This window comes from Planctomycetota bacterium, assembly GCA_018242585.1.
In the GTDB taxonomy this organism is placed as follows: domain Bacteria; phylum Planctomycetota; class Planctomycetia; order Pirellulales; family PNKZ01; genus JAFEBQ01.
Genome location: JAFEBQ010000024.1, coordinates 56,721 through 80,170 on the forward strand (window position 1 = coordinate 56,721; position 23,450 = coordinate 80,170).

Sequence of the window (23,450 nt, forward strand, 5' to 3'; positions counted from 1 at the left end):
GATTTCAAAAATCTTTTTCGTCCTGGCACGCCCGTTGCTTTAAGAGCAAGACGAAACGCTCGACAACAAAAAACCAGCCCAGGCGGCATGTGATTGGGCGGCCGAGCCAAACCAGCCTTCTTCACACCAGGAACGCAACCATGAAAAAGATCGAAGCAGTCATTCGCCATTTCAAGCTCGAGGCCGTCAAGAACGCGCTGAGCGAAAAGGGCGTCAAGGGGATGACCGTGACCGAAGTGCGCGGCTTTGGCCGCCAGAAGGGTCACACCGAAACGTATCGCGGCGCTGAATACGCCGTGGATTTCATTCCCAAGGTCAAGGTCGAAGTGGTCGTCGGCAACAACGACGTCCGCAGCGTGGTCGACACCATCGTCAACACCGCCCGCACCGGCCAGGTGGGCGACGGCAAGATCTTCATCTCGGACCTGGCGGACGTGATTCGCATCCGCACGGGCGAGACTTCGGAATCGGCCATCTAAGCACAGGCGGCTGGCCAGGCCCCTATGCGTCGCACGCCGCGTATCGAGACGTTAGCCCTCGGCAAGTAATTCTTGCCGAGGGCTAACTGTTTTTAGGGAGCGAATTTCGCGGGGCGCTCTCTGAACCAGTAATACAACGCCAGCCCATGTTCCGTCATTCCCGCGCAGGCGGGAATCTAGTGGTAAGATTTCACTCTAGATTCCCGCCTGCGCGGGAATGACGGCCTGGCGAGGCAAACTTCATCGAATGGAAAACGCTCTAGCCTTCGCTTGTTAGTGGGGTGGCCCAGACAACTTGCTTGTCTGGGCGGCGCAGCCGCAAGAGGGTTCAGGACCGGTATTCCATTGCCCTCTTGTCGCTGCGCGACACCGACAACAAGTTGTCGGTGCTACCAAAAATCGCGGCGCGTGCTATCGAGTGATGGCACTCTCAACTGGCCGAGGGCCAAGCTTTGGCGTTCCAAGTTCACCGGGGCTGATTGTCTTCGTTTGTTTCTCGGCCGCCGCGCGCTGGGCCGCTTCAGCCGCTTGCTTGCCGGCGCGAATCTCGGCTGGGTCGAAGTACGAGTAAGGATCCGCCAGGATCGGATTGATCTTGATCTTGGCCACCTCGTCCCAGGTCATGTGATTGTTCAGGTGCCAGGCTGCCGCCTGCGCCACGCGGCGCGGAATCTTGCCCGCGGCCATCATCGCGCACAATTCCGCCACGCCCGACACGCTGGTCACCTGATCGAAGGGGCGCACGTCATAGGTCAATGCCGAACGCGGGTCGGGCTTGCCGTAGTCCAGGCAGACGGCCTTGACCGGCATTTCGCCGACGCGCTCCGGTGGAATGCAAAAGATATTGCCCGGGTTGCCGCCGGGATTCTGATTGGCGGCCCCGTTCTGCATGTTCGGTCCCATGCCGAGCGATTGCGAACCGCCGAGCATCGCGCCGCGCCCCTGGCCCATCGGGCCGCCGAAGATGCCTCCGCCAGGTCCGCCCAACTGGGCCAGCACATGAACCGCGGCGAACGATTCGGGAATCCGCACGTTCAGCGGCGCGGCGGTGTGATTCGTGATTCTCAGCTTGGCCTCGGTCGAATCCTTGGCCACCAGCCGGACGCTGATCTTATCGTCGCGCATGGCGGCGAACATCTCGACCGTCGTGGCCGCCGGATCGTAATCGTTCACGCGCCGCGCGCGCGGCTTGGCTGCGGCGGCTTCAAGTTCCGGCAGCGCCGCGAGCCAGCACGCGCCGATCAACACCGCCAACTGGGAAATCCGCCAACGCATGTGCCGCTCCTCCGCCGAGAGATGATTTGTGATCCGTGTGAATGACGAACGTGTCGTCACCACTTTCGATGCGCGGCGGCGCGAGAAGTTCCGTATTTTACACCGCTCCCTTTAAGGGAGAGGTCGCGGAGCGTAGCGCAGCGGGTGAGGGTAAATGCGTTGAGGGCCGATCGAAATCGCGCTCAGTTTAAAACTTCTGAACGCTGTGCCGTTTGGCCTGCGACGTCTTTACCCTCCCCCCTGCCCCGCCCTGAAAGGGCGGGGTGTTCATCGCACTCGCCGCGCAATGGAAACGAAGCAGCCAGGCGAAATGAGCATCCATAGCGCAAGAAAAACCCTCGCTCGAAGGACTCAAGCGAGGGCTTGGATTGATTCAGCAACCGCCGCTTACTTGGCCGGCTTGGTTTCAGTCGCTTTCGATTCGCTCGCGGCGGCTTCGCCGGGGCTGGCCGGGGCCGGACGCTTGGTCGCTTCCTTGACGGCATAGTCCGCGGCCGCCATCGCCACGCGCAACTCGGCCGGTTGGAAGTACGGCAGCGGGTCGCCGATCAACTGCTTTAATTCCTTGGCCGCCAGCTTTTCCCAGCTTAGACCGTTGTTCAGATGCCACGCGGCCGCTTGCGCCGAGCGACGTTCCAGCTTGCCCGCCGCCATCAATGTGATGATCTCCGCCACGCCCGGCTTGGTCGTGACGGCTTCGATCGGGCGGACTTCATAGTTCATCGACGGACGCGGATCAGGTTTGCCGTGTTCCAGGCAAATCGCGGGCAGGCGAATGTCGCTCGACTTCTCGGCCGCCACGTTGACGATGCCAATGCCATCGACGTTCTCTGGAGGCACGCTGAACATGCCGCCACCGCCGCCGCCCATGCCACCGCCGCCCATGCCGCCGCCACCCATGCCGCCGCCACCCATGCCCATCTGCTGACCCATGCCACCACCCATGCCGCCGCCCATACCACCACCCATGCCACCCATTTGAGCGAGGATCGGCACCGCGGCAAACGCATTGGGGAGCCGCACATTGAGCGGCTCGTCGGTCTTGTTGTTGATAACTAGCTTGCCTTCCGAGTCATCCTTCATGATGACCTTGACCGAGACCTTGTCGTCGCGGATGGCATCGAACATGTCGACCGTCTTTTGCGACGGATTGTATTGTCCGCGCTTGAGGTTGCGCGCGGCCGGCTCGGCGGCGCTGGCGGAAACCACGAAGCCCACGGCGATGACCAGACCGGCCAACAGCATGCGATGAACGCGCCACGTCATAGTGACAATCTCCAGCGAACCAGAGCCTGAGAAATCTGTTCCGATAAGGATCGCGCAGCGACTGCACAACAAGGCGCAAAGTCCTTCGCCCTGGGCGGTAGCGCCCATCCCTCTTAGCCTAACTACGAACCTGAGGAAAGCAACGTATTTCGCCCCGTCGAAACACCGGGCAAGCGACAAAAGTAGCGCCATTACCGGCATTTCGGCCGTTTGGCGAGGCATCCCCCTCCCCTCGGTCCTAGGTTAGATGTCGGCCAGCCGGCGAAAGTTCCGTAATAAAGCGGCTAAATCGCCAGCGAACCGCCCGCCGAACCCAACCCCCAGAACCCATTACCAGCCAATCGCTTACAACGGACAATGGACCACTGACAACTGGCCGGTTCACGCGACAATCTCGCGCACCACCTCGCCCGCCACGTCGGTCAGCCGGAAGTCGCGTCCGTTGAACCGGTAGGTCAGCCGGGTGTGATCCATCCCCAGCAGATGCAAGATCGTGGCGTGCAGATCGTTGACGCTGACGCGCCCCTGGACCGCCCGCAGACCTAGCTCGTCGGTCTCGCCATAGTGCATGCCGCGCTTCACGCCGCCGCCAGCGAACCAAGTGGTAAACGCGTGCGGGTTGTGATCGCGACCGGGCTTAGCCGACTTTTGCGAAACGGGCAAGCGCCCGAACTCGCCACAGCAAATCACCAGTGTCGAATCGAGCAGTCCGCGCTGCTTCAAGTCGGTGAGCAAGGCCGCGATCGGCTTGTCGGTCTCGCCGGCGAACTGGCGGTGGTTGCCGGCGATGTCGACGTGGCCGTCCCAGCTTCGTTCGTTCTCCATGCCGCCGCTATAGATTTGCACGAACCGCACTCCGCGCTCGATCAATCGTCGAGCCATCAGCGCCTGGCGGGCAAAGTGTTTGCACTTGTCGTCGTCCAGCCCGTACAGCTTTTGAATCGCCTCGGGCTCGCGCTCGACGTCGAATACTTCCGGCGCCGAGACCTGCATCCGGTAGGCGAGTTCAAAGCTCTCGATCCGCGCGGCCAGCGCCGCTTCGTCGACATTTTCTTTCTGGTGCTGCCGGTTTAGCTTGCCAATCAGGTCGAGCTGGCGGCGTTGCTCGGCATCGTTCATGTGCGCCATGCGCGTCAGATTGTCGATCGGCTCGCCTTGGGCGTTGAGCGCCGTCCCTTGATAGATGCCCGGTAGGAAGCCAGCGCCCCAGTTTTGCGCGTGCCCTTTGGGAAGTCCTCGCCCCAGTGTGTCGTACATGGCCACGAACGCGGGCAAGTCCTGATTCTCGGTCCCCAAGCCGTAGGTCACCCACGAGCCGACGCACGGGAAGCCCATGCGGCTGAAGCCGGTGTTGATCTCGAACAGAGCCGGCGAGTGGTTGTTCGTCTGAGTGAAGCACGAATGGATGAACGCCATATCGTCGACGTGCGCTCCCAGGTTCGGAAAGATCTCCGAGACCCACGCGCCGCTCTCGCCGCGCCGCTCGAATTTGAACGGCGACTTCATTAGCGGGCCAACCTGGTTGGTGAAGAAGCCCGTGCTGTTGTCAAAACCGGCCAGTTCGGTTCCGTCGCGTTTGTCGAGTTCGGGTTTGTAGTCCCAGGTGTCGACCTGGCTGGGCCCGCCGTTCATGAACAGCCAGATCACGTTCTTGGCCTTAACGGGAAAGTGGGGCGGCTGGGGTGCCAGTGGGTGCAGCCGCCGCGCGTCGGGCCGAGCGGCGAATGCGCCTTGGCTCAACAATCCCTGGCTTTCCAACAAGCCGGCCAACGCCAACAAGCCGAACCCGCCGCCGCCGCGGCGCAAGAAGGCCCGACGATCGCCAGCCGGCTGGGCAAAGTTCATCGCCATGTGATCCTCAGGTTGATCCTCGGTACAAAGTTCATCGCAATCAAACGTCAACACCCCTCCCTTTCAGGGAGGGGCAGGGGGGAGGGTAAAGACGTCGCCGGCCAAACGGCACAGCGCTTAGCGCATTCAAACCTAAGCGCGATGTCGATCGGCCCTCAATGCGTTTACCCTCACCCCCTGCGCTACGCTTCGCGACCTCTCCCTTAAAGTGAGAGGTGTCAGAACTTCGCGCTCGCTACTTCACAAATACAAACTCGTTCAGACAAAACAACGCCTGGCAGAAATCGGCCCAGGCGGCGCGCTCGGCCTTGTCGAGTTTCTGTTCGCGATAGTCGGCCAGTTGCTCGGCCAGGAACATTTTCGCCGTTTGCTGCTCGTCGGCTGTGGGACGCCGGCCAAGGGCGATCTGGTACGCGCTGGCGATGCCGGCCACCTGATCTTCGCCAGCAGGTTTTATCACCCGATCGGCCAGCCCTTCGGCAAAGCCGCGCACGGCCGGGCTGTTCAACAACATCAGCGATTGCGGCGCGATCGTGGTCTCGCCCCGCACGGCCAGGTCTTGCAACGTGTCGGGGCCATCGAACAGGACCATCATCGGCACCAACTTGCTTCGCTTGACGAAGAAGTAGATGCTGCGGCGGCGTTGCAGGGGGTCGCGCTCGCTGGGGCCGAACATGGTCGCGTCCCAGCGGCCGCTGGCCACCAGCATGGCGTCGCGAATCGACTCGGCTTCCAACCGCTGCATCGGTCGATACCAGCACCAGCGGTTATCGACGTCGGCCTTCAATCGCGCGGCATCGGTCGCGCCATTCTGCATGTAGACGCTGCTGGTCATGATCAACCGGTGGATCGGCTTCAACCGCCAGCCATTGCGAATCAATTCATTGGCCAGATAGTCGAGCAGCTCGGGGTGCGAAGGCCGTTCGCCGTTGAAGCCGAAGTCGCTCGGCGTCGAGACCAGCCCGCGGCCCATGTGGTAATACCAAAGCCGATTGACGATCACTCGGGCCAACAACTGGCCAGCGCCATATTCGGTATCGGTCATCCAGGCGGCCAAGGCGCGGCGGCGGTAGGAAAGTTTGCTGCCGGCCGGAGGCGCTTGCTGCCAATGGGCAGCGCCATCGCTGGCGCGCACAAGCACTTGCAGGTAGCCCGACCGGCTTTCTTCGACTTTCTGATTCGGTTCCCCTCGCTTGAGCAGGTGCATCTTTTCGTAGTAATCGGGCCCCTGTGTGTGCAGGCGAATGGCGGGCACGCCCTCGCTGCAAATCATCATCCGCTCTGATGGTACAACCGGTGCACTTGCCAACAGACTTCGAACATCGGCCAAGCGTCGTTGCCCCTCGGAGCTCATGTCGAGGTAAAGATCAGCCAGAGTCGTTCGCTGAGTAGGCGTCAACGAGTCAAATCCGTTGGCTTTGAATTGATGCAAAACCGTCGCCTGGGCCAAAGTGATTTCATCTTCGCCGGCGGCCAAGGGCTCGGCTTGGGCGCTGACTGACAGTCGTACGCGCCCGATCGATGGTTCCGTGCCATTGAACGTGAGCGTCAGTTGCAGCTTGGTGCCCGGCCCGAACCCGAACGGCTCGTCGGCGACGAACACCGCCACCTGTGAAACCCCGGGCCGATTCTTCACGCGCCAGCCTGTATTCGGCTTGTCGTCAATGGCGTCGGAAGCCCGCGATTGAGTTTCTTCTTGTGTGGCCCACGCATGCTGGAATTTGATATCGCGGCGTTGCTTACCGTCGGCGCTGATCACCTGCAATTTGAGTCCATTCAATTGGAAGTCGCCATCGACGCCGAGCCCCGGCCCCCCCCGAGGCAACCTGGGATCGAATAGCGCCTCGAGCCGAATCGCCCTCAGCCCGTCGTGATCCACCGTCGCATTCAGCGTCCGCGTGTCGTTTCCTAAAGTATTCGAAACCTTGGCCAGCACCGAGCCATCAGGTTCTTTCTTGAATCGGCCACTCTTGTCGTCAACGACTGGATCGACCACCAGCCAGCGCGGCTCGGCGAAGGGAGGGGCTTGCCCACGTGCGAGCTGTTCAAGCTGCTGGGAGGCTTGCTGGCTTCGCCAGGCCGCGTTGGCCTCGTGCGTTGCTTTCGCCTGAAAATAGAACGGGCGTCGTCCCGCCTCATATTCTTCATTAATGGCTTCCACATCCTGATTCGATCGCACCGTCGTCGCGAAGGTGGCCACCATGCGGTAGTAATCGCCGACTGGAATCGGGTCGTACTTGTGGTCGTGGCATCGCGCGCAACCAATGGTCAGCCCTAACATCGAGGTGCCGATCGTGCGGACCACGTCGTCTAGCTCGTCGTAGCGCTCTTTCTCGGCCTGGTTCGCCGTGATCTGTGTGGCGTGGACGCCGGCGCCAAGGAAGCCCGTCGCCGCCAGGGCCTGGGGGTCGTCCCCCGCCAATTCGTCGCCGGCGATCTGCCAGCGCACGAACTGATCGTACGGCATGTCCGAGTTCAGCGCGCGAATCACAAAGTCGCGATAGCTGTATGCGTACGGCCGGTCGTAGTCCTGCTCGAAGCCGTGGCTTTCACCCCAGCGGGCCAGGTCGAGCCAGTGCCGCCCCCACCGCTCGCCGTGATGCTCGTCGGCCAGCAAGCGATCAATCAGCTTCTCGTACGCTTGCGGATCCTTGTCGGCCAGGAACGCTTCGACCGCGTCGGGCGACGGCGGCAGGCCAAGCAAATCGAAATACGCGCGGCGCACCAGCGTCAGGCGATCGGCCGCCGGATTGCCGCGCAGCCCGTTGGCTTCGTAAGCCGCCACAATGAACCGGTCGATCGGCGTGCGGCACCAGCTGGCGTCTTTCGGCTCCGGCGGTTTGACCGGCGCCAGGGGTTGAAACGCCCAGTGCTTCCGGTCGGCTTCGATGTCGATCACCCGCTTTGACGGCGACTTGGCGGCCGTCGCGCGCGGGTCCGGCGCGCCAAGCCGCACCCATTCAGCGATGGCCGCGATCTCGCGCTCGGCCAGCTTCCCCTTCGGCGGCATCTGCACGTCTTGGTTCTCGTGATACTCGACCGCGCGGACCAGCAAGCTCTGCTCCGGCTTGCCACGCACCAGCACCGCGCCCGAGTCGCCACCTTTTTCCCAACCGGGGCGACTGTCGAGCAGCAGGCCTCCTTGCACGATCTTGGACGAAGCCGAGTGGCACTCGTAGCAATGCGCCACCAAGATCGGCCGCACATGCTGCTCGAAGTAAGCGACACCGGCGGCGTCGGGCTGGTCGGGCGTGGCCGCGCCGGTCGGTCGTGCGCCCAGCGCCATGAGCAAGGCCGCCACGGTCACAATGATTCGACAACGATTCATGCCGAGCAGACCTCAAAGGCAAGCAGGGAAACTACCGGCCGGGGCAGGAGCAGCGATCGGCGTCGCACGCGCCGGCGGCCGCCTGGGGTGGGGCCCGCGTGACCTTGCCGCGTATCGGGCACGCGGCACGTATCTCGTCGGGCGTGGTCCCATTATACTGGCGGGAACCGGCCGCTTAAACGCTTTTACGCCGGTTTCCCCTGCTGTCACGAGCCCTGGCGATGCCCAGCCACGAACTAAGCCGCCTGCAATTGTTGGCCGAAATCGACGCTTTGCTGGCCCAGCTGCGCGCCTGGAGCGACCGCGCCCCCGATTGGCCGCCGGCGCGCGCGGCGGCAGCACTAGTCGATCGGCTGCAAGCGCGCGCCGAGCAAGTGCGACTGAGGATCGAAGCGCCGCTGGTCGTGGCCACGCTCGGCGGCACGGGCACCGGCAAGAGCACGCTCGTCAACGCGCTGGTCGGCGCCGAGGTGACGACCGCGGGGCGCGAACGACCGACCACGCGCCAACCGGTGCTCGTTACTCGGCCGGGGTTCAAGCCCGAGTGGCTGGGCATCGATCCCACGAGCGTGCGTCATGTCGAAGCCGACAGCCCGACGCTGGCCGACTATGTGCTGCTCGATTGTCCCGACCCCGATACCAGCGAAGATCCCGCATCGGCGTCGAGCAACTTGGCGCAGTTGCGCCGGTTGATCCCTCAATGCGACGTGCTGTTGGTTACCACCACGCAGCAGAAATATCGCAGCGCGCGTGTGGCCGACGAACTGGCCGAAGCGGCCAGCGGCGTCCGGCTGGTGTTTGTGCAGACGCACGCCGACACCGACAGCGACATTCGCGACGACTGGCGGCGCGCGCTGGGCGACGAGTTCGCCGCGGGCGAGATGTTCCTTGTCGACGGTCCCGCGGCCTTGCGCGATCAGCAACAAGGGCTCGCGCCGCGCGGCGAGTTTGGCCGGCTGGTCCAATGGCTGGCGCGGCAACTGGCGGGCACGGCACGGCTGAGGATTCGCCGGGCCAATCTGTTGGACTTGCTCGACGAGTCGCTGGCCGCGTGCCGCGCGCGCGTTGACGCTGGTTTGCCGCAGCTTGAACAGCTTGAATCGGCCATCGTCGAACAGCGCACGCGTGTGGCGACGCAACTGGCCGAGCGCTCGGCCGCTGGTTTAACGCGGCATCGACGCGCTTGGGAGAATCGCATTCTGGCCGAAGTGACCGGCGCGTGGGGACTGAGCCCGTTCTCGGGATTGCTGCGTCTTTATCTCGGCCTGGGCGGGTTGTTGAGCAGCCTGATGCTGCTAAAGATGCGCTCGACCGCCCAGGTGGCGATCTGGGGAGCGATGGAAGGGGCCCGACGGCTGCGCAACCGCTGGTCGGCGGGCGAGGCCGAGTTGCCAATGGGGGATGCGGCGCTGACACTGGTCGATGAAGAAACCTTGCGAACCGGCGCCGTGATTGTCGATGGCTACGCGGCCGAGGCGCAACTGCCGCGCACTGGCACGCACGGCACGGTGATCAGCGGGCAGACATCGCAGATGGTCGGGCGCTTCGCCGCGCGCGTGGCCAACGACGTGCAGGAGTTGGTCGCTGGGCTGGCACAACGGCACACCGGCTGGTTCACGCGGCTCAGATACGAACTGTTGCTGCTGGTCGTCCTAGGCGGGCTTTTCTTTCGCTGGGGGCGGAACTTCTTTTACGATTCCTGGCTGGCCGTCGAGTTCGGCCGCTCGGAGCAGGCAGCGCCGCTGCTGGGGACCGACTTCTACTGGGGAACCGCGTTCGCGCTGTTGATCTGGTGTGGGTTGTTGCTCTGGCTGTTCACGGGCCGGCTGCGGCGCGGCTTGTCGGCCGAGTTGAAACAAGCCGAGCGCCGCTGGGCTCGACCAGAACTGACCGCCGGGCTGTTCGCCGACCTAGAAGAGCGCTTGCGCGCGGTGCGCGTGTGGCGCGAGGAGTTGATCGACCTGCAAACTCGCACGTCGGCGCTGGGGAATCAAGCCTTGTCGCCGAGCGAATCGCTCGGACAACGCACGGCGCGCTCGACGGCGACTTCTGCCTCGTGAGCGTAGCGAACCTCTTCAACCCTCGCCCCTTGTGGGAGAGGGTGGTTCGCGTAGCGAACCGGGTGAGGGGTGCGCCTCAGGCTTGCGCGACAGGCAACTTCATTACCCCTCATCCGGCCCTTCGGGCCACCTTCTCCCGCAAGGGGAGAAGGCTGATACTCGCCGCTTTCAGATAGGAAGCACAACTGGGAATACAGCCACCTCACTTCTTCCCCATCGCTCGTTGCTGGCGGAAGAACTGGGTCAGCAGCTCGCCGCAGGCTTCGGCCATCACGCCCCCGACCACCTGGCAACGGTGATTGAGTCGCGGGTCGTTCAGCAGCTTGTACAGCGACTGGACCGCGCCGGCCTTGGGATCGGTCGCGCCGTAAATGACCCAAGGGATGCGGGCCTGGATGATCGCGCCGGCGCACATGGGGCAGGGTTCGAGCGTGACGTACAACAGACAATCTTCCAAGCGCCAATCGTTCAGGCCGCTGGCCGCTTGCGTGATCGCGATCATCTCGGCGTGGGCCGTCGGATCGCGCAACGTCTCGCGCTGGTTATAGGCGGCCGCGATCACTTGTCCGCCGTGGACAATCACCGCGCCGACCGGCACCTCTTGCTCGGTCGCGGCGCGCTTGGCTTGCGCAATGGCCTGGGCCATGAAGTCTTCGTGGCGAATCGGGAGGTCTTCGTAGTCGTTGGCGTCGTTTGTCGACATATCAATTCGTGTTACGCGGCGGCGCACCGTGCCCCCGGTCATTGACCGGGGGCTGAGGGTGGAGTGTCACTTCGTTTTGGTTTCTGCTTGAGGAACGGTTGCTGGCTTGGGAGGTTCGGCCGAGGCGAAGTGGCGCAGCCACAGGCCGTTCAACGGTCGGATGCCCGCCGCGCCAAAGGCTAGCTCCAGCCGCGCCGGCGCGCCGGCCTTGCCGACCAGGCGCACCTGGTGCCGGCCGCGTGCCAGGTTGACCGGCGCCATCCGCAACGCGTCCGGCTCGCTCTCCGCATCGTAGACCGTTTGCCCATCGACGGAAATGGCCAGCCGGCCCCCGTGGCGCAACTGGAACTGATGAACGTCGGCCGCGGGCGTCTCGATCAATCCCACGATGGTGTACGTCTCGCCTGGCTTGGCGCCGGCCTCGCGCAGCCAATGCTCGTTCGCCACTTGATGAATGATCTGCTTCCGCCCGTCGGAGGTTTCGAGAACAAAGCCCGGCAACAGCGGCTCGTCGGCGTCGATCCCCTGGCCGTGAATCGGCGGCATCGGTTCGACATAGAGGTCCAGCGGCTTCGACACGATCTGCACATCGGGGGCCAGGTGTCCGATCGCCACGGCCTGCAACCGCACCGGCCCCATGCCGAACACCAACGGGTCAAGGTTCAACTCACCCGCTTCGCCCGCCACGCGCGCGATCGGGCGCGATTGATGGACCAGGACGATTTGCGCCGCGCCGGGCGACGCCAGCGCCAGACGTAACGACTCGCCCCAGCGCACCGTGCCGACGTCGGTGCGACGCAACGTGACCGATTGCCCTCGATTGTTGAACCAGCCGGGAATGACAATTTGCGCCTGCGTTTCGAGCGGGCTCAGTTCGCTCGCCGCCAGGCGCAGCTCGTGATAGCCGTCGGACATCGCGGCCGTGTTGACCGTGACCGTTTCAAAGCCGGCCGACGTGGCCAGGTGTTGACCATCGAGGTACCACTCAAAGCGGTCGATCGGCGCGCGTCCTTGGGCGACGATGGCCGGCGTCAGGCGCACGCCACCGCGCCATTCCGCGGCCAGCGGCTCTTGCAGTGCGAGTTGCGCACGATCGGCCCAGGGCTGGCACAAGGGATCGCCGACGACCAGCAACTGGTACGGCGACGCGACCGATTGATAGAACGCCTCGGCCAGCGAACACCCGCGGGCGTAGTGGACGTGGACAAACGGCAACGGAAACTTGGCTTGCAGGGCGTAAGGCTCGACGACGGTGCCGCTGGCGCCGGCGGCTCCGCCGCGCAACAAGTTGGTCAGTGGCGTCTGGGCGTCGCCATAACGGAACATGCCGCCGCAACTGGTCAGGTTGTCGCCGATAGCGCCGGGCAGGAACTTCGAGCCTGACTCCTGCCAGTTGAAGTCGGCCGCCCCCATGGTCAAGCCCACAACGTCGGGCTTGCCGCGCGGCAACGGCGTGCTGACCACCTCGGCGCGCAAGGCCAACTTGGCAAGCGCACCCGCGGCCGCCGCCATGGTCGGCTGGCGCGTGCGCGTGCGCACATCGCCATCGAGCGTGAAGTAAACGGTTCCCCGCGGGTGCGAACCGTCGGCGGCGGCGCTTTGGCGCAAGCTGTCGATCGCTTCGGTCACCGATAGTCCGCGGCCGCTGGTGACGGCCAGCATGGTCGACAGCAGGTATCGTCGGCCACCCGCTTCCAGCCGCGCGCCGTCGCGCCCCCAGCCGTACCAACTGCGAAAGGCGCGCGTGTCGGGGACTTCGTCGAATTGTTTGACCGGCGGGCAGTATTGATTGGCGGCTGGCGAGAGAAAGTCGATGTCCCCCGCGCTCAACGTCGGCGCGAAATAGGAAAGCCCGGTCAATGAGCCGACGGGACGCCACTGGATGGGCAGATTCGCGCCCGCCAGGGGGCCGCTGAAATCAACAGCCCAGGGAAAATCGCTGGAATAGACGAGGTAGTCGATCTGCCCAGCCAGGCGGCGCTCGTCGATTGCGCGCATGGCCGGCCGCAGAATCAGTGTCAGGAACTGGTCGGCCGAAACCTGATCGATCGGCCCGGCATAATCCAAGTACAGCACGTTCGCCGGCGCCAACTGGCGCAAGCGGATGAAATGATTCGCCACACTGATCGACGCCCAACTGCGGGTGTTGACGACCAACAGGACATTCTCGGGCCCGCCGCCGGCGCGCGCCGCAGAGACAAAACCGAACAGCGCGGCCAACACAATCGCGAACTGCCGCGCGTGGCGAGTTAGCATCGGACCAAGCCGTCGGTTCGGCGATCTTTCCGGGGCGAATGTGACTGGGTTCGCGCGATCCATGTTCGCCACCTTCGACCAAGGCCCCCGGCCCGTGTGCGCACTTCAACTCTGGAACGAGCGACGGACGTTGTCATCGAGCAGCACGACCAGCGACCAGATGCCGAACGGCAGCCCCAGGACGCAGCACGGGTAGTTGCACGGAATCATCAACAGAATCGTGGCGGTCATCGCCATGGTGTAGCTTTCGAGTTTCCGCATCTTGTTGGCGCCAACAATGACGACGATCGACAAGATCAGCCCCCAACCGTAGAGCGCCACGACGACAAAGTTGAAGACCGCTTCGGGCTGCTGCTGATTGATCCCACCCAGCGCAACGACCAGCACCGCAATCGTAAAGATCACATACAACACGGCACTAATACTGGCCACGACGATCATGGCGATCGCCGGCGCTTGCACACGGTCGCGAGCAATGCGAGGCAAGACGGTCGACGCGGTACCGGCGTTGCTGGCCGGCGCGGCGTAAGGATTACCCGGGTCGAACGTCCCCGCCGGCGGCGGCCCAAAGTTCGGCATCGGCGGCGGGACGTTCGTGGTCGCGAACGACGGCGAAGGGGGCGCCGCGGGGGACGCGCTGGGAATCGTGGTGACCCCACCACACGACGGGCACTTGGCCTGCTGACCGGCCGACTGATCGGGTACGCGCAGCAGCTTCTGACATTGCGGACAGACAAACTCGATCGGCATGGTGCAACTCGCGGGTGGCGCTCGCTCGGCGGTGGCCTGACGGCATCAGCATGATCGAATCGCCGTGAGTTTGCAAAGCGCTCAGGCAACGGGTCGTGGGACAGTTTGCATCTACGACGTTGGGTGGCGGGGTCAGAGCGCAGCGATGGCCCCGTGGTTACGGTTCGGGGCCATCACTTCGTTCTGACCCCGCCACCCCGCTTCAGCAAACTGCCCCACCACCGAGCTGTCGCGCCGCTCGGCTACCCGTCCCAGCCCGATCGTGATAGGTTGAGCAAATGTTGTCATGCGCCGAAATCTTGGGCCCCCAGGGTCGCATCGCTCAGCGGCTGTCGAACTATGAACGCCGCGACGAGCAATTGGCCATGGCCGAGGCCGTCGCGTCGGCGATCGCCGAGCGGCGACACCTGCTGGTCGAAGCGGGCACCGGCGTCGGCAAAAGTTTCGCCTACCTCGTCCCCGCAATTCTGACGGCCGCGCAAGAAGGGCGTGAGTCGGGCGAGAAGCCGCGCCGCGTGGTGATCAGCACCCACACGATTAGCCTGCAGGAACAACTGCTCGGCAAGGATCTGCCGCTACTGCGGGCGGTGATCCCGTTGGAGTTCACCGCGGTGCTGGTCAAAGGGCGGCACAACTACCTGAGTCGCCGCCGACTGAAGAACGCCATGAAGCGGGCCGATTCACTGCTCGGTTCGGCCGAAGAGTTCGACCAGTTGCGCTACTTGCAGCGGTGGGCCGAGACGACCGGCGACGGTTCGCTGGCCGATTTGGACTTCCGCCCGTTGCCGTCGGTCTGGGAAGAAGTCGAAAGCGACCACGGCAACTGCATGGGGCGGCAGTGCCCGACGAACAATGAATGCTTTTACTACCAGGCGCGCCGCCGGGCTCAGAACGCGCAAATCCTGGTCGTGAACCACGCCCTGTTCTTCAGCGATCTGGCGCTGCGCCGCTCGGGGGCGAGTATTCTGCCCGATTACGACATCGTCGTCTTCGACGAGGCCCACACCTTGGAAGCTGTCGCCAGCGACCACCTGGGGCTGGGCTTCACCTCGGGGAGCGTCGAGCATTTGCTGAATCGCGTCTATAACGATCGGACGAACAAGGGGCTGCTTGCCAACCATCGTTTCGGCCAGGCGTTCGATCTGGTTTCGGAAAGTCGGCAGCGCGCGGCCGAATTCTTTGACGACATCGACGAGTTGGTCGACCGATTGCCCAACGGGCGCGTGGGGCGACCCAAGCCGGTGGCCAATCGCTTGTCGCCGACGCTGGTGAACCTGGCCCGCGTGGTGCGCTCGTCGGGTGATAATGTCTCGTCGCCGGAAGAGAAGCAGGACTTCACGGCGGCGCACGATCGGCTGCTCGGGCTGGCCGAAGAGGTCGAAGCCTGGTGCGAGCAGCAAGTGGCCGACGCGGTCTATTGGGTCGAACGAAGCGAAGGGCGTCGCCGCCGGCTCCGATTGCAAGCCGCGCCGATCGACGTGGGGCCGACGCTGCGCGCTGAGTTGTTCGAGAAAGTATCTTCGGTGATCATGACCAGCGCCACGTTGTGCGTCGGCCGGCAGCCGTCGTTCAACTTCATGCAATCACGCATCGGCTTGACCCAGGCCGAAACCTTGGCGCTCGGCAGCCCGTTCGATTACCAGCAACAGGCCGATCTGGTGCTGCTGCCCGACATGCCCGACCCGGTGAAGCAACGGCTGGCCTACGACCGGATGGTCCCCGAGATGGTGCGGCGCTACGTGGCCGAAAGTGACGGCCACGCCTTTGTGCTGTTCACCAACTATGAATTGCTGCGCCAGGTAGCCACCGAGTTGACCCCGTGGCTGGCCGCGCGGAATCTGGCGCTCTACAGCCAGGCCGATGGCATTCCACGCACGCAGATGATCGAGCGGTTCAAGGAGAACCCGCGGGGCGTGCTGCTGGGGACGGACAGTTTCTGGCAAGGGGTCGACGTGCCCGGCTCGGCGTTGCAGTTGGTGATTATCACCAAGCTGCCGTTCGCGGTCCCCGACATGCCGCTGACCGAGGCGCGGATGGAGCGTCTACGGGCCGGTGGCGGCAACCCGTTCCGCGATTACCAATTGCCCGAGGCGGTGCTGAAGTTGAAACAAGGCTTCGGCCGGTTGATCCGGACCAAGCAGGACCACGGCCGGGTGGTGATCCTGGACTCGCGGATGGTCACGCGCCCCTACGGGCGACAGTTCCTAGAGTCGTTGCCCAATTGCCGCGTGGTACGCCATTCGGCCGTGGGGGAGTCGGCCGACGCGGATCGGGACCGGGAAGAGTACCAGGGGTAGTGGCAATCGCGGGGCCGTTCCAATTGGGTGGCACGTCCCAAGCGCAGCGCAGGGCGTGGGGCAGCGCCAATAAACACCCGGAGTCGGTATCTGCCTCCCCACGCCCCAGGAGGGCGTGCCACCCCGGCGTCATTCCCGCCTGCGCGGGAATGACGGCCCGGACAGGCACGGTACAACGAATCGATAAATACGCTAACTCGGCCTAAATATGGGGCACGCGATGCCTGAACCCCGGGCAGGGGCCGGCCGCGGGGGCCGATTATGCCGGCTTCGCGCCTCGCGTCGGCGAAAATCTTAGGCGGGCCAACTCGTTGTAAGTTTTGCACTTGCGCCCGATCGCCAACCGCCGCCGGCAAGTCGCCTCGCCCGCGGCACGCCAGTTGAATAGGGAGAAGTTGGCTCGTCGTTTTCACGCCGAGCGAAACCCTGCTGAGCTTCGACTTTTTCCTGGCGGTGATGGTGATGATGATGCCCTTTCAGCCTTTCGCGGCGATTGTTTTGGGTGTGGCGATGCTGCAGGCTGCCGCGCTCCAGCGGCCCACCTTGGCGTATGGTGCCGAGTGCCCTTGCTGCGCTGGTCGCGAGTGGCGCGACGCCGGCTGGCAGTTCCTGGAGACCGAGAACTTCAAGCTCTGTGCTCGGGCCACGGCTGACGAAGTCCGTCAACTGGCCCATTCGTGCGAAGAACTGCGCAAACACCTCGACACCAAGTGGCTGGGGACGACCGTCGAGCAGCAAGCCGAGCGTGAACGCTGGACGCCGCGCTGCCTGGTCTATGTCCACCCGACTGCGGCCAGCTATCTGCGCGAAGTCGGCCCCGGCCAACAGACCGCCGGTTCATCGCTGGTCGAGTTCGACAAGGGACAACTGATCACGCGGCGGATCGACCTGCGGGCCGATCATCCCGAAGGCTATCAAGACGCGCTGGCCCACGAGATGACTCACGTGGTCGTGGCCGATCGGTTCATCCAATCGCCGTTGCCGCGCTGGGCCGACGAGGGAATGGCGGTGCTGGCCGACTCGCGCGAGAAGCAGAAAGCGCACAACGCGGACTTGCACGACTCGCGCCGCAACGGGACCGCGTTCCGGCTGGCCGAGTTGTTCGCCCTGGAAGAGTATCCCCAGCCGCACCGGCAAGCGGCCTTCTATGGCCAGAGCGCGTCGCTGGCGCGCTACCTGGTCGAGCGTCATTCGGCCGACAAGTTCGTGGCCTTCATCGAAGTCGCCTGCCGCTCGGGCTATGACACCGCGGCCCGCGAAGTGTACGGGCTGGCAAGCTTGGTCGAGTTGGAACAAGGCTGGATCGCCCACCTGAAAACGCCGCAAGCGGCGATGGTGAGCGAAGACACGGCGCCGCTGAAGAACATGCCGATCATCGGGCGGCAATTGTCGATGAACCAGCCGCGGCGGGGACGATAAGCGGCAAAACCCTAAGCACGCATGACGAAGAAACGCAATTTACACCTCTCCCTTTAAGGGAGAGGTCGCGAACGAAGTGAGCGGGTAAATGCGTTGTAGGCCGAGTGGTGTCGCGCAAAGCGGAAGCACACTGATCGCAAACCTTGTTGGTCTTGAGCGCTTTTACCCTCCCTCTTGCCCCTCCCTGAGAGGGAGGGGTGTTCATCGTTGATGGCGCTGGCGTTTTTCCTCCGTCATTCGTCATTCTCTCTGGCTCCGTGGTTCATCCGCGCGGCGCAAAAAAAGAGCCGGCCCCTGGTCGGGACCGGCTCTTGGCGTTTGCGGTCTTGCGCTGCGTAGTGAGTCGCGAAGCGTTTCGCTTAGAAGCGGAGCAGCGCCTTGGTGTCGGCACGCAGGTGGCCCGTTGATACATTGCCGCGAGCGCCTAACGTGCGGCTCGGCATGTACGAGTAGCTGCGAGTGCTACGCGGCGCGACCGACGTCGAGTTGTTTGTTGCCGGAGCCGGGCTGTTCTTCACAGCCGGGGCGCGTTCGACCTTGGTGGCCGGAGCAACCTGCTGAGCAGGAGCGTACGAATAGGCGCGCATCGAACGACGACCCACGTTCTGGTTCAGATCGTTCAACACCTTGTCATGGGCGCTGTTCCCGTAAGGAGCGGCATTGGCCGAAGCGGCCACGAGCAACGCAATGACCGCGGCACTGATGTAACGCATGGTCTCTTTCCTCCGCCCATCACTGGGCACTAGACATTTGGGCGAGCGATGCAACTGACGTCGGCGTGCCAGACACTACTTATTATATAGGTGTCCGGTATTGGCAAGCCAGATTGGTTCACGGGATCATTAACCTCGGCCACCTGCCGATGCGAGGCCGGCGATCTCCCCCCCTGGAACCTGGCCGACGCCAATCACCACGGCTCCCGACGCATTCAAAATCTAATGCGCGTTGCGCCCCAGGTGGTGAAATCCGCAGGCGTTTCCGGCTTGCCGCAACGGCAAAGGCCGGGGTAATCGTTACAGAAGTGTCATGCGACATGGGGCGAAGCGCCCGCTCTCACCCAGCGGTAGCGTACCCAACAGTACGGCGAGTTTGTGCCAAGTGTCACGAAGTTAGCCGCCGCGGATGATTGAAAATGGGGCCGCGACAGTTTGAGTTTTTGCCGCCCAGTCGATTGACCGTCGGTAGCATGACGCGGGGCGATGTGCCTATTCACGGCCTGTATTTCTTGGTTCGCATTGTCTGGCTCATTGTCGCCGCCGTTGCGGTCACGGCAGCGCTGATCGGCGCGATGATCTATTGGCGCGTCCGGGCGAAGTGAACAACGCGGGAGTCTGTGTTGGCGCGATCGCTGACGGCTTGGCAGGGTGCTCTGTGAGCGCCTTATTTTCACGCGGCCCGACGAAACGCCTTGCCCATCATCGATCGACACCCGGCGCGTGTTCGCAGAGCACCCTAGGCGAATACACGACCCGCTCTCAGGCAAAATCGCCGTGTCGTCCCCTCAAAACCGCATGGTTGACCCCGTGTTTCCGCGTGCTTAAAGTGGAATCTCCCGCGGACTTTGCGTCCCTGGCTTCGGTCGCGCCGCCAAGCCAGCGGGCAACTCCGTCTCGTCGACTTCGCAGGTTCTCATCGTCATCGCAAGTTCTCGTCCGTTTCTTCGGGGAGTCGCGCCGCTCGCCATGTTGGCCAAACGTATTATCCCCTGCTTGGACGTGAATGCCGGCCGCGTGGTCAAAGGGACCAAGTTCGTCGAGCTGCGCGACGCCGGAGACCCGGTCGCGGTCGCGGCCCGCTACGAAGCCGAAGGGGCCGACGAGCTGGTCTTTCTGGACATCACGGCCAGCCACGAAGGTCGGGCGATCATGCTCGACGTGGTCCGCCGGGTCTCCGAGACGATCTTCATGCCGTTTACCGTCGGCGGCGGCATCCGCACCCTCGAAGACGCCACCGCCCTAATTACCGCCGGGGCCGAGAAGGTCAGCATCAACTCCGCCGCCGTCCGCACCCCCGAACTGATCTCGGCCGTGGCCAAGAAGTTCGGCAGTTGCGCCACCGTGGTGAACATCGACCCCAAGCGCGTGGTCCGGGACGGGCAAACGATCTGTGAAGTGCATATTAACGGGGGGCGGATCGGCACCGGGCTCGAAGCCGTGGCCTGGGCCCGCCGGGTCGAGGAGCTGGGAGCCGGGGAAATCGCCCTGACCAGCGTGGATGCCGACGGCACCAAGAACGGCTACGATCTAGAGCTGACGGCCGCGGTCAGCTCGGCCGTGTCGATTCCGGTCGTGGCCAGCGGCGGCGCAGGGCGGCCGGAACACCTGGCCGACGCCATCCTGTTGGGTAAAGCCGACGCCGCGCTGGCGGCGGGCATTTTCCATTTTGGACAATACACGATTCGCGAGACGAAACAGATCATGGCGGCGCGAGGGATTCCGGTTCGCGGGCTCGTCGAGGGACACGCCGCCTAGCGCCGATCGACATGCCGACTTGCGCCGATAGTCAAGGTATTTAGCGCCGGTTGACGGTGAACGGATTTTCAAAGGACGATCGATCATGAAACAAGACGCGACTGATACCAATAAGGATCCGATGGCCGCCCCCTCGATCGACGCGCTGGCGGCCAAGTTCGTCGCCAAAAAAGAAGAACTCGAGATCGACAAGCTGTTCCGCGCGCTGGTCAAGCTGAAGGGGAGCGACTTGCACCTGAAGGTCGGCCGCCAGCCGATCGTGCGCGTGAATGGCACCTTGCGGCCGCTGAACCGCGACCCGATCGACGACGCCGAAATGGTCCGCCTGTGCCTGCCGCTGTTGAGCGAGCGCAATCGCAAAATCTACGAAGAGAGCGGCGGCGCCGACTTCGCCTATAGCATCGAAGTCGACGGCACGCCGTGGCGATTCCGCGTGAACTTGCTGCAACAGTTGGGTCACGTTGGCATGGTGGCTCGCCGCGTGAATCAGTGGATTCCCGACTTCGAAGGGCTAAACCTGCCGCCGGTGATGGTCGATCTTTGCAAATACAGCCAAGGGATGGTGCTGCTGGCGGGCGTGACCGGCTCGGGCAAAAGCACGACGATCGCGTCGATGCTCAACTGGGTCAATAAGAACTACAGCAAGCACATCCTCACCCTCGAAGACCCGATCGAATTCGTGTTCACCGAGGACAAGTGTCTGATCAACCAGCGCGAGATCGGCCTGGACGTGAAGGACTTTGGCATCGGCATGAAGCACGCCGTCCGCGAAGACCCGGACGTCATGCTGGTGGGTGAAATGCGCGACGAGGAAACATTCCTCACCGCCATTCACGCGGCCGAGACGGGGCACCTGGTGTTCGGAACCATTCACGCCAGCAGCGCGCCCAGCACGATCGGGCGTATTCTCGACTTGTTCCCGCAATCGATGCACTCGTCGCTGCGCAGCGCGATTGCCATGAACATGAAGGCGATCGTCGCGCAGAAGCTGTTGCCGTCGATCAAGGAAGGGGTGGGACGCGTGCCGACCGTGGAGATCATGACCTTCAACGCCACGGTGCGAAAGCAAATCCTGGAAGAGAAGGACGAAAAACTGGCCGACGTGATCCGCATGTGCGAGAAGGAAGGCATGCAGGACTTCACGATGAGCCTCAAGGATTTGGTTGACCGGCAACTGATCGATCGGGCCACCGCCTTTGAAGTGGCGCCGAACGTCGAAGCGCTGAAAATGGCGCTCAAGGGCATCAATGTTTCGCAACCGGGAATTCTGTAAATGTCGCGTTGTCGGTGCATCGCCATGTTGGGGGCGCTCGCATTCTGCGCCCTGTTCACTACGTGGGCCACGGCCCAGAACCCTGCCACGCCGGGCAGTACCGCGCCCGGCGCGACGGCCGACGCACCCAGCGACGGCTGGCCCAAGGACTTGGACCGGCTGACCAATCTGCAACAGCCGACCGCGTTTCAGCGCGGCAAGGGGGGCTATCTGAGCCCCATTCGCCTGGGGCTCTGCTGGCTGGTCTTCCTGGGTTGGATCGCCACGACCGATTGGGTGAATCGCGACGCCCAGCAGTTGGAAGGGGCGTACTACCGCTGGAACACGATCCTGGTCGCGTCGTTCATGGGGGCGCTGGTTGTCGTTTGGCTCCTCGATTCAAGCATCATGCTCACGCTGCCGGTGTTGCTGGGGGCCTGGCTCGCGCCTGTGGGCTTGTACGTGTTTCGTCGCAACTCCACCGTCGGCGATCACGAGAAGGTACTCACGCCGGAACACGTCCGCTTTGTGCTGGCGCCGCATCTCAAGCGGCTGGGCATCAAGATCACCGTCGAAAAGAAAGCGGTCAAGAAGGCCAAGGACGCCGGGCCGCCGATCGATTTCAACGCCACCGCGAAAGCGACCAAGCCCGAGAACATGGCACTGTCGCTCAACGCCAAGGACTCGCCGGGTTTCAAAGAGGCCGGCCTGTTGGTGATCGACGCCCTGCAAAAGCGTGCCAGCCAGATCATGCTCGACTTCACGCGCGAAGGGACCGTGGTTCGCTACCAGATCGACAGCGTCTGGAGCGACGCCGGCCCGCGCGACCGGCAAACGGCTGACCCGCTGCTGGCCACGCTCAAGTCCGTGGCGGGAATGAAGGCGGAGGAACGGGCGGCCAAGCAGCGCGGCAAGTTCGAAGCCGTCTATGAAAAGGCCAAGTACCGCCTTAACCTGCAAAGTGGCGGGACCAAGACGGGCGAGCGAGCCATTGTGCGCATCGACACGGGCGCCGCTCGCAAGGCGCGATTCACCGACCTGAATCTGTCCGCCAAGCAAGTCGAGGATCTGACCGCCGCCCTGCAAGAAAAGCAAGGCCTCGTGCTGGTCTCGGCCCCCACGGGGCACGGACTGACCACGTTGATCTCGGCCACGACCGCCTCCATCGATCGCTTCACGCGCAACGTGATGGCCATCGAAGAAGCCTCGAATCGCGAGATGGAAGTCGAAAACGTCCAGGCCAAAACCTACGACGCCGCCGAAGGTCGCGCGCCCGACGTGGCGCTGGTCGAAGCGATCCGCGAGTTCCCCGAAGCGATCGTCTTTCCCGAGGTGACCGACGGCAAGGTCTTTGGCATGCTCTGCGAGCAGGTCAACGAAGGACACATGATCATCGCCGGCCTCCGCGCCCGCGAAGTGGGCGAAGCGCTGCTCAAGGTGCTGATGCTCAAGATTCCGATCAAGGTCGTCGGCAGCACGGTGACCGCGGTCGTCAACCAGCGGTTGGTCCGCAAGCTATGCACCGATTGCCGCGAGGCCTACGACGCCACGCCGCAGATGCTGCAACAGTTCCGGCTGCCCGCCGACAAGGTGACCCAATTCTATCGGCCGCCCCAAGCGGACGCCGCGGGCAAAAAGAAGGCCGAGTGCAAATCATGCGGCGGCACCGGATACCGTGGCGTGACGGGGCTGGTCGAGGTGTTGTTCATGAACGACGCCATGCGAGCCGCGCTGGCCAATCTGCCCAAGGTCGAACCGGCCAAGCACGTCGACTACCTGCGCCAGTCGGCACAGAAAGCCGGCATGCGCACGCTGCAAGAAGAAGGCATCGTGCTGCTGGCCCAAGGCATCACGTCGCTGCCAGAACTAAAACGCGCCCTGACCGAGAAAGAATAAGACCGTACGTGACTAAGATAAGTCCCCCAATGCCTAAATCCCAATGACCAAGAAGAGAAATATCTGTCGTTCGATTAGCTACCAAGGCTTTGGTCATTGGTCATTGGGACTTGAGGATTAGAACACCGACCGCCCCTGCGTATTCGA

At 63.5% G+C, this 23,450-nt stretch carries 15 protein-coding genes; 7 read left to right on the plus strand and 8 right to left on the minus strand.

Annotated features, from left to right (window positions below):
• Positions 1-140: 140 nt before the first annotated feature.
• Positions 141-479, plus strand: a complete 339-nt coding sequence (locus JSS27_12100) for a P-II family nitrogen regulator (protein MBS0209682.1) — start codon at positions 141-143, stop codon at positions 477-479.
• Between the two features lie 411 nt (positions 480-890).
• On the opposite strand, the gene JSS27_12105 is transcribed toward JSS27_12100, so the two are convergent.
• The 4 genes from JSS27_12105 to JSS27_12120 form a co-directional block, all read right to left on the minus strand.
• Positions 891-1,754 carry a hypothetical protein gene (locus JSS27_12105; GenBank protein MBS0209683.1) on the minus strand — a complete coding sequence of 288 codons (864 nt, stop codon included), beginning with the start codon at positions 1,752-1,754 and terminating at the stop codon, positions 891-893.
• Between the two features lie 387 nt (positions 1,755-2,141).
• Positions 2,142-3,020: a hypothetical protein gene (locus JSS27_12110; GenBank protein ID MBS0209684.1), complete on the minus strand. Its 879-nt coding sequence runs from the start codon at positions 3,018-3,020 to the stop codon at positions 2,142-2,144.
• 381 nt (positions 3,021-3,401) lie between these two features.
• The gene (locus tag JSS27_12115; protein MBS0209685.1) at positions 3,402-4,865 is read right to left on the minus strand and encodes a DUF1501 domain-containing protein; all 1,464 of its coding nucleotides are present in this window, start codon (positions 4,863-4,865) and stop codon (positions 3,402-3,404) included.
• Between the two features lie 241 nt (positions 4,866-5,106).
• Entirely contained in the window at positions 5,107-8,199 is a 3,093-nt protein-coding gene (locus tag JSS27_12120) for a PSD1 domain-containing protein (GenBank protein MBS0209686.1), read from the minus strand.
• A gap of 221 nt (positions 8,200-8,420) precedes the next feature.
• Between JSS27_12120 and JSS27_12125 the strand changes: the two genes are divergently transcribed.
• Positions 8,421-10,259: a 50S ribosome-binding GTPase gene (locus JSS27_12125; protein MBS0209687.1), complete on the plus strand. Its 1,839-nt coding sequence runs from the start codon at positions 8,421-8,423 to the stop codon at positions 10,257-10,259.
• Between the two features lie 202 nt (positions 10,260-10,461).
• On the opposite strand, the gene JSS27_12130 is transcribed toward JSS27_12125, so the two are convergent.
• From JSS27_12130 to JSS27_12140, 3 genes are all read right to left on the minus strand, one after another.
• On the minus strand, positions 10,462-10,962 hold the full coding sequence (locus JSS27_12130) for a nucleoside deaminase (GenBank protein MBS0209688.1): 501 nt from the start codon (positions 10,960-10,962) through the stop codon (positions 10,462-10,464).
• Positions 10,963-11,028: 66 nt separating this feature from the next.
• Positions 11,029-13,218 (minus strand): hypothetical protein, encoded by a 2,190-nt coding sequence (locus tag JSS27_12135; GenBank protein MBS0209689.1) that lies wholly within the window; start codon positions 13,216-13,218, stop codon positions 11,029-11,031.
• Between the two features lie 105 nt (positions 13,219-13,323).
• Positions 13,324-13,968, minus strand: a complete 645-nt coding sequence (locus JSS27_12140) for a hypothetical protein (GenBank protein MBS0209690.1) — start codon at positions 13,966-13,968, stop codon at positions 13,324-13,326.
• Between the two features lie 278 nt (positions 13,969-14,246).
• Between JSS27_12140 and JSS27_12145 the strand changes: the two genes are divergently transcribed.
• On the plus strand, positions 14,247-16,265 hold the full coding sequence (locus tag JSS27_12145) for a DEAD/DEAH box helicase (GenBank protein MBS0209691.1): 2,019 nt from the start codon (positions 14,247-14,249) through the stop codon (positions 16,263-16,265).
• Between the two features lie 468 nt (positions 16,266-16,733).
• A complete protein-coding gene (locus JSS27_12150; GenBank protein ID MBS0209692.1) occupies positions 16,734-17,684 on the plus strand; it encodes a hypothetical protein in 951 nt (316 codons plus the stop codon).
• Positions 17,685-18,043: 359 nt separating this feature from the next.
• Here the strand turns inward: JSS27_12150 and JSS27_12155 are convergent, their stop codons facing one another.
• On the minus strand, positions 18,044-18,397 hold the full coding sequence (locus JSS27_12155) for a hypothetical protein (protein ID MBS0209693.1): 354 nt from the start codon (positions 18,395-18,397) through the stop codon (positions 18,044-18,046).
• Positions 18,398-19,366: 969 nt separating this feature from the next.
• Between JSS27_12155 and hisF the strand changes: the two genes are divergently transcribed.
• The 3 genes from hisF (at position 19,367) to tadA (ending at position 23,303) form a co-directional block, all read left to right on the plus strand.
• Positions 19,367-20,155 carry an imidazole glycerol phosphate synthase subunit HisF gene (gene hisF / locus JSS27_12160; GenBank protein MBS0209694.1) on the plus strand — a complete coding sequence of 263 codons (789 nt, stop codon included), beginning with the start codon at positions 19,367-19,369 and terminating at the stop codon, positions 20,153-20,155.
• A 121-nt stretch (positions 20,156-20,276) separates the two neighbouring features.
• Positions 20,277-21,428 (plus strand): PilT/PilU family type 4a pilus ATPase, encoded by a 1,152-nt coding sequence (locus JSS27_12165; GenBank protein MBS0209695.1) that lies wholly within the window; start codon positions 20,277-20,279, stop codon positions 21,426-21,428.
• Positions 21,429-23,303, plus strand: a complete 1,875-nt coding sequence (tadA, locus tag JSS27_12170) for a Flp pilus assembly complex ATPase component TadA (protein ID MBS0209696.1) — start codon at positions 21,429-21,431, stop codon at positions 23,301-23,303.
• Positions 23,304-23,450 lie beyond the last annotated feature (147 nt).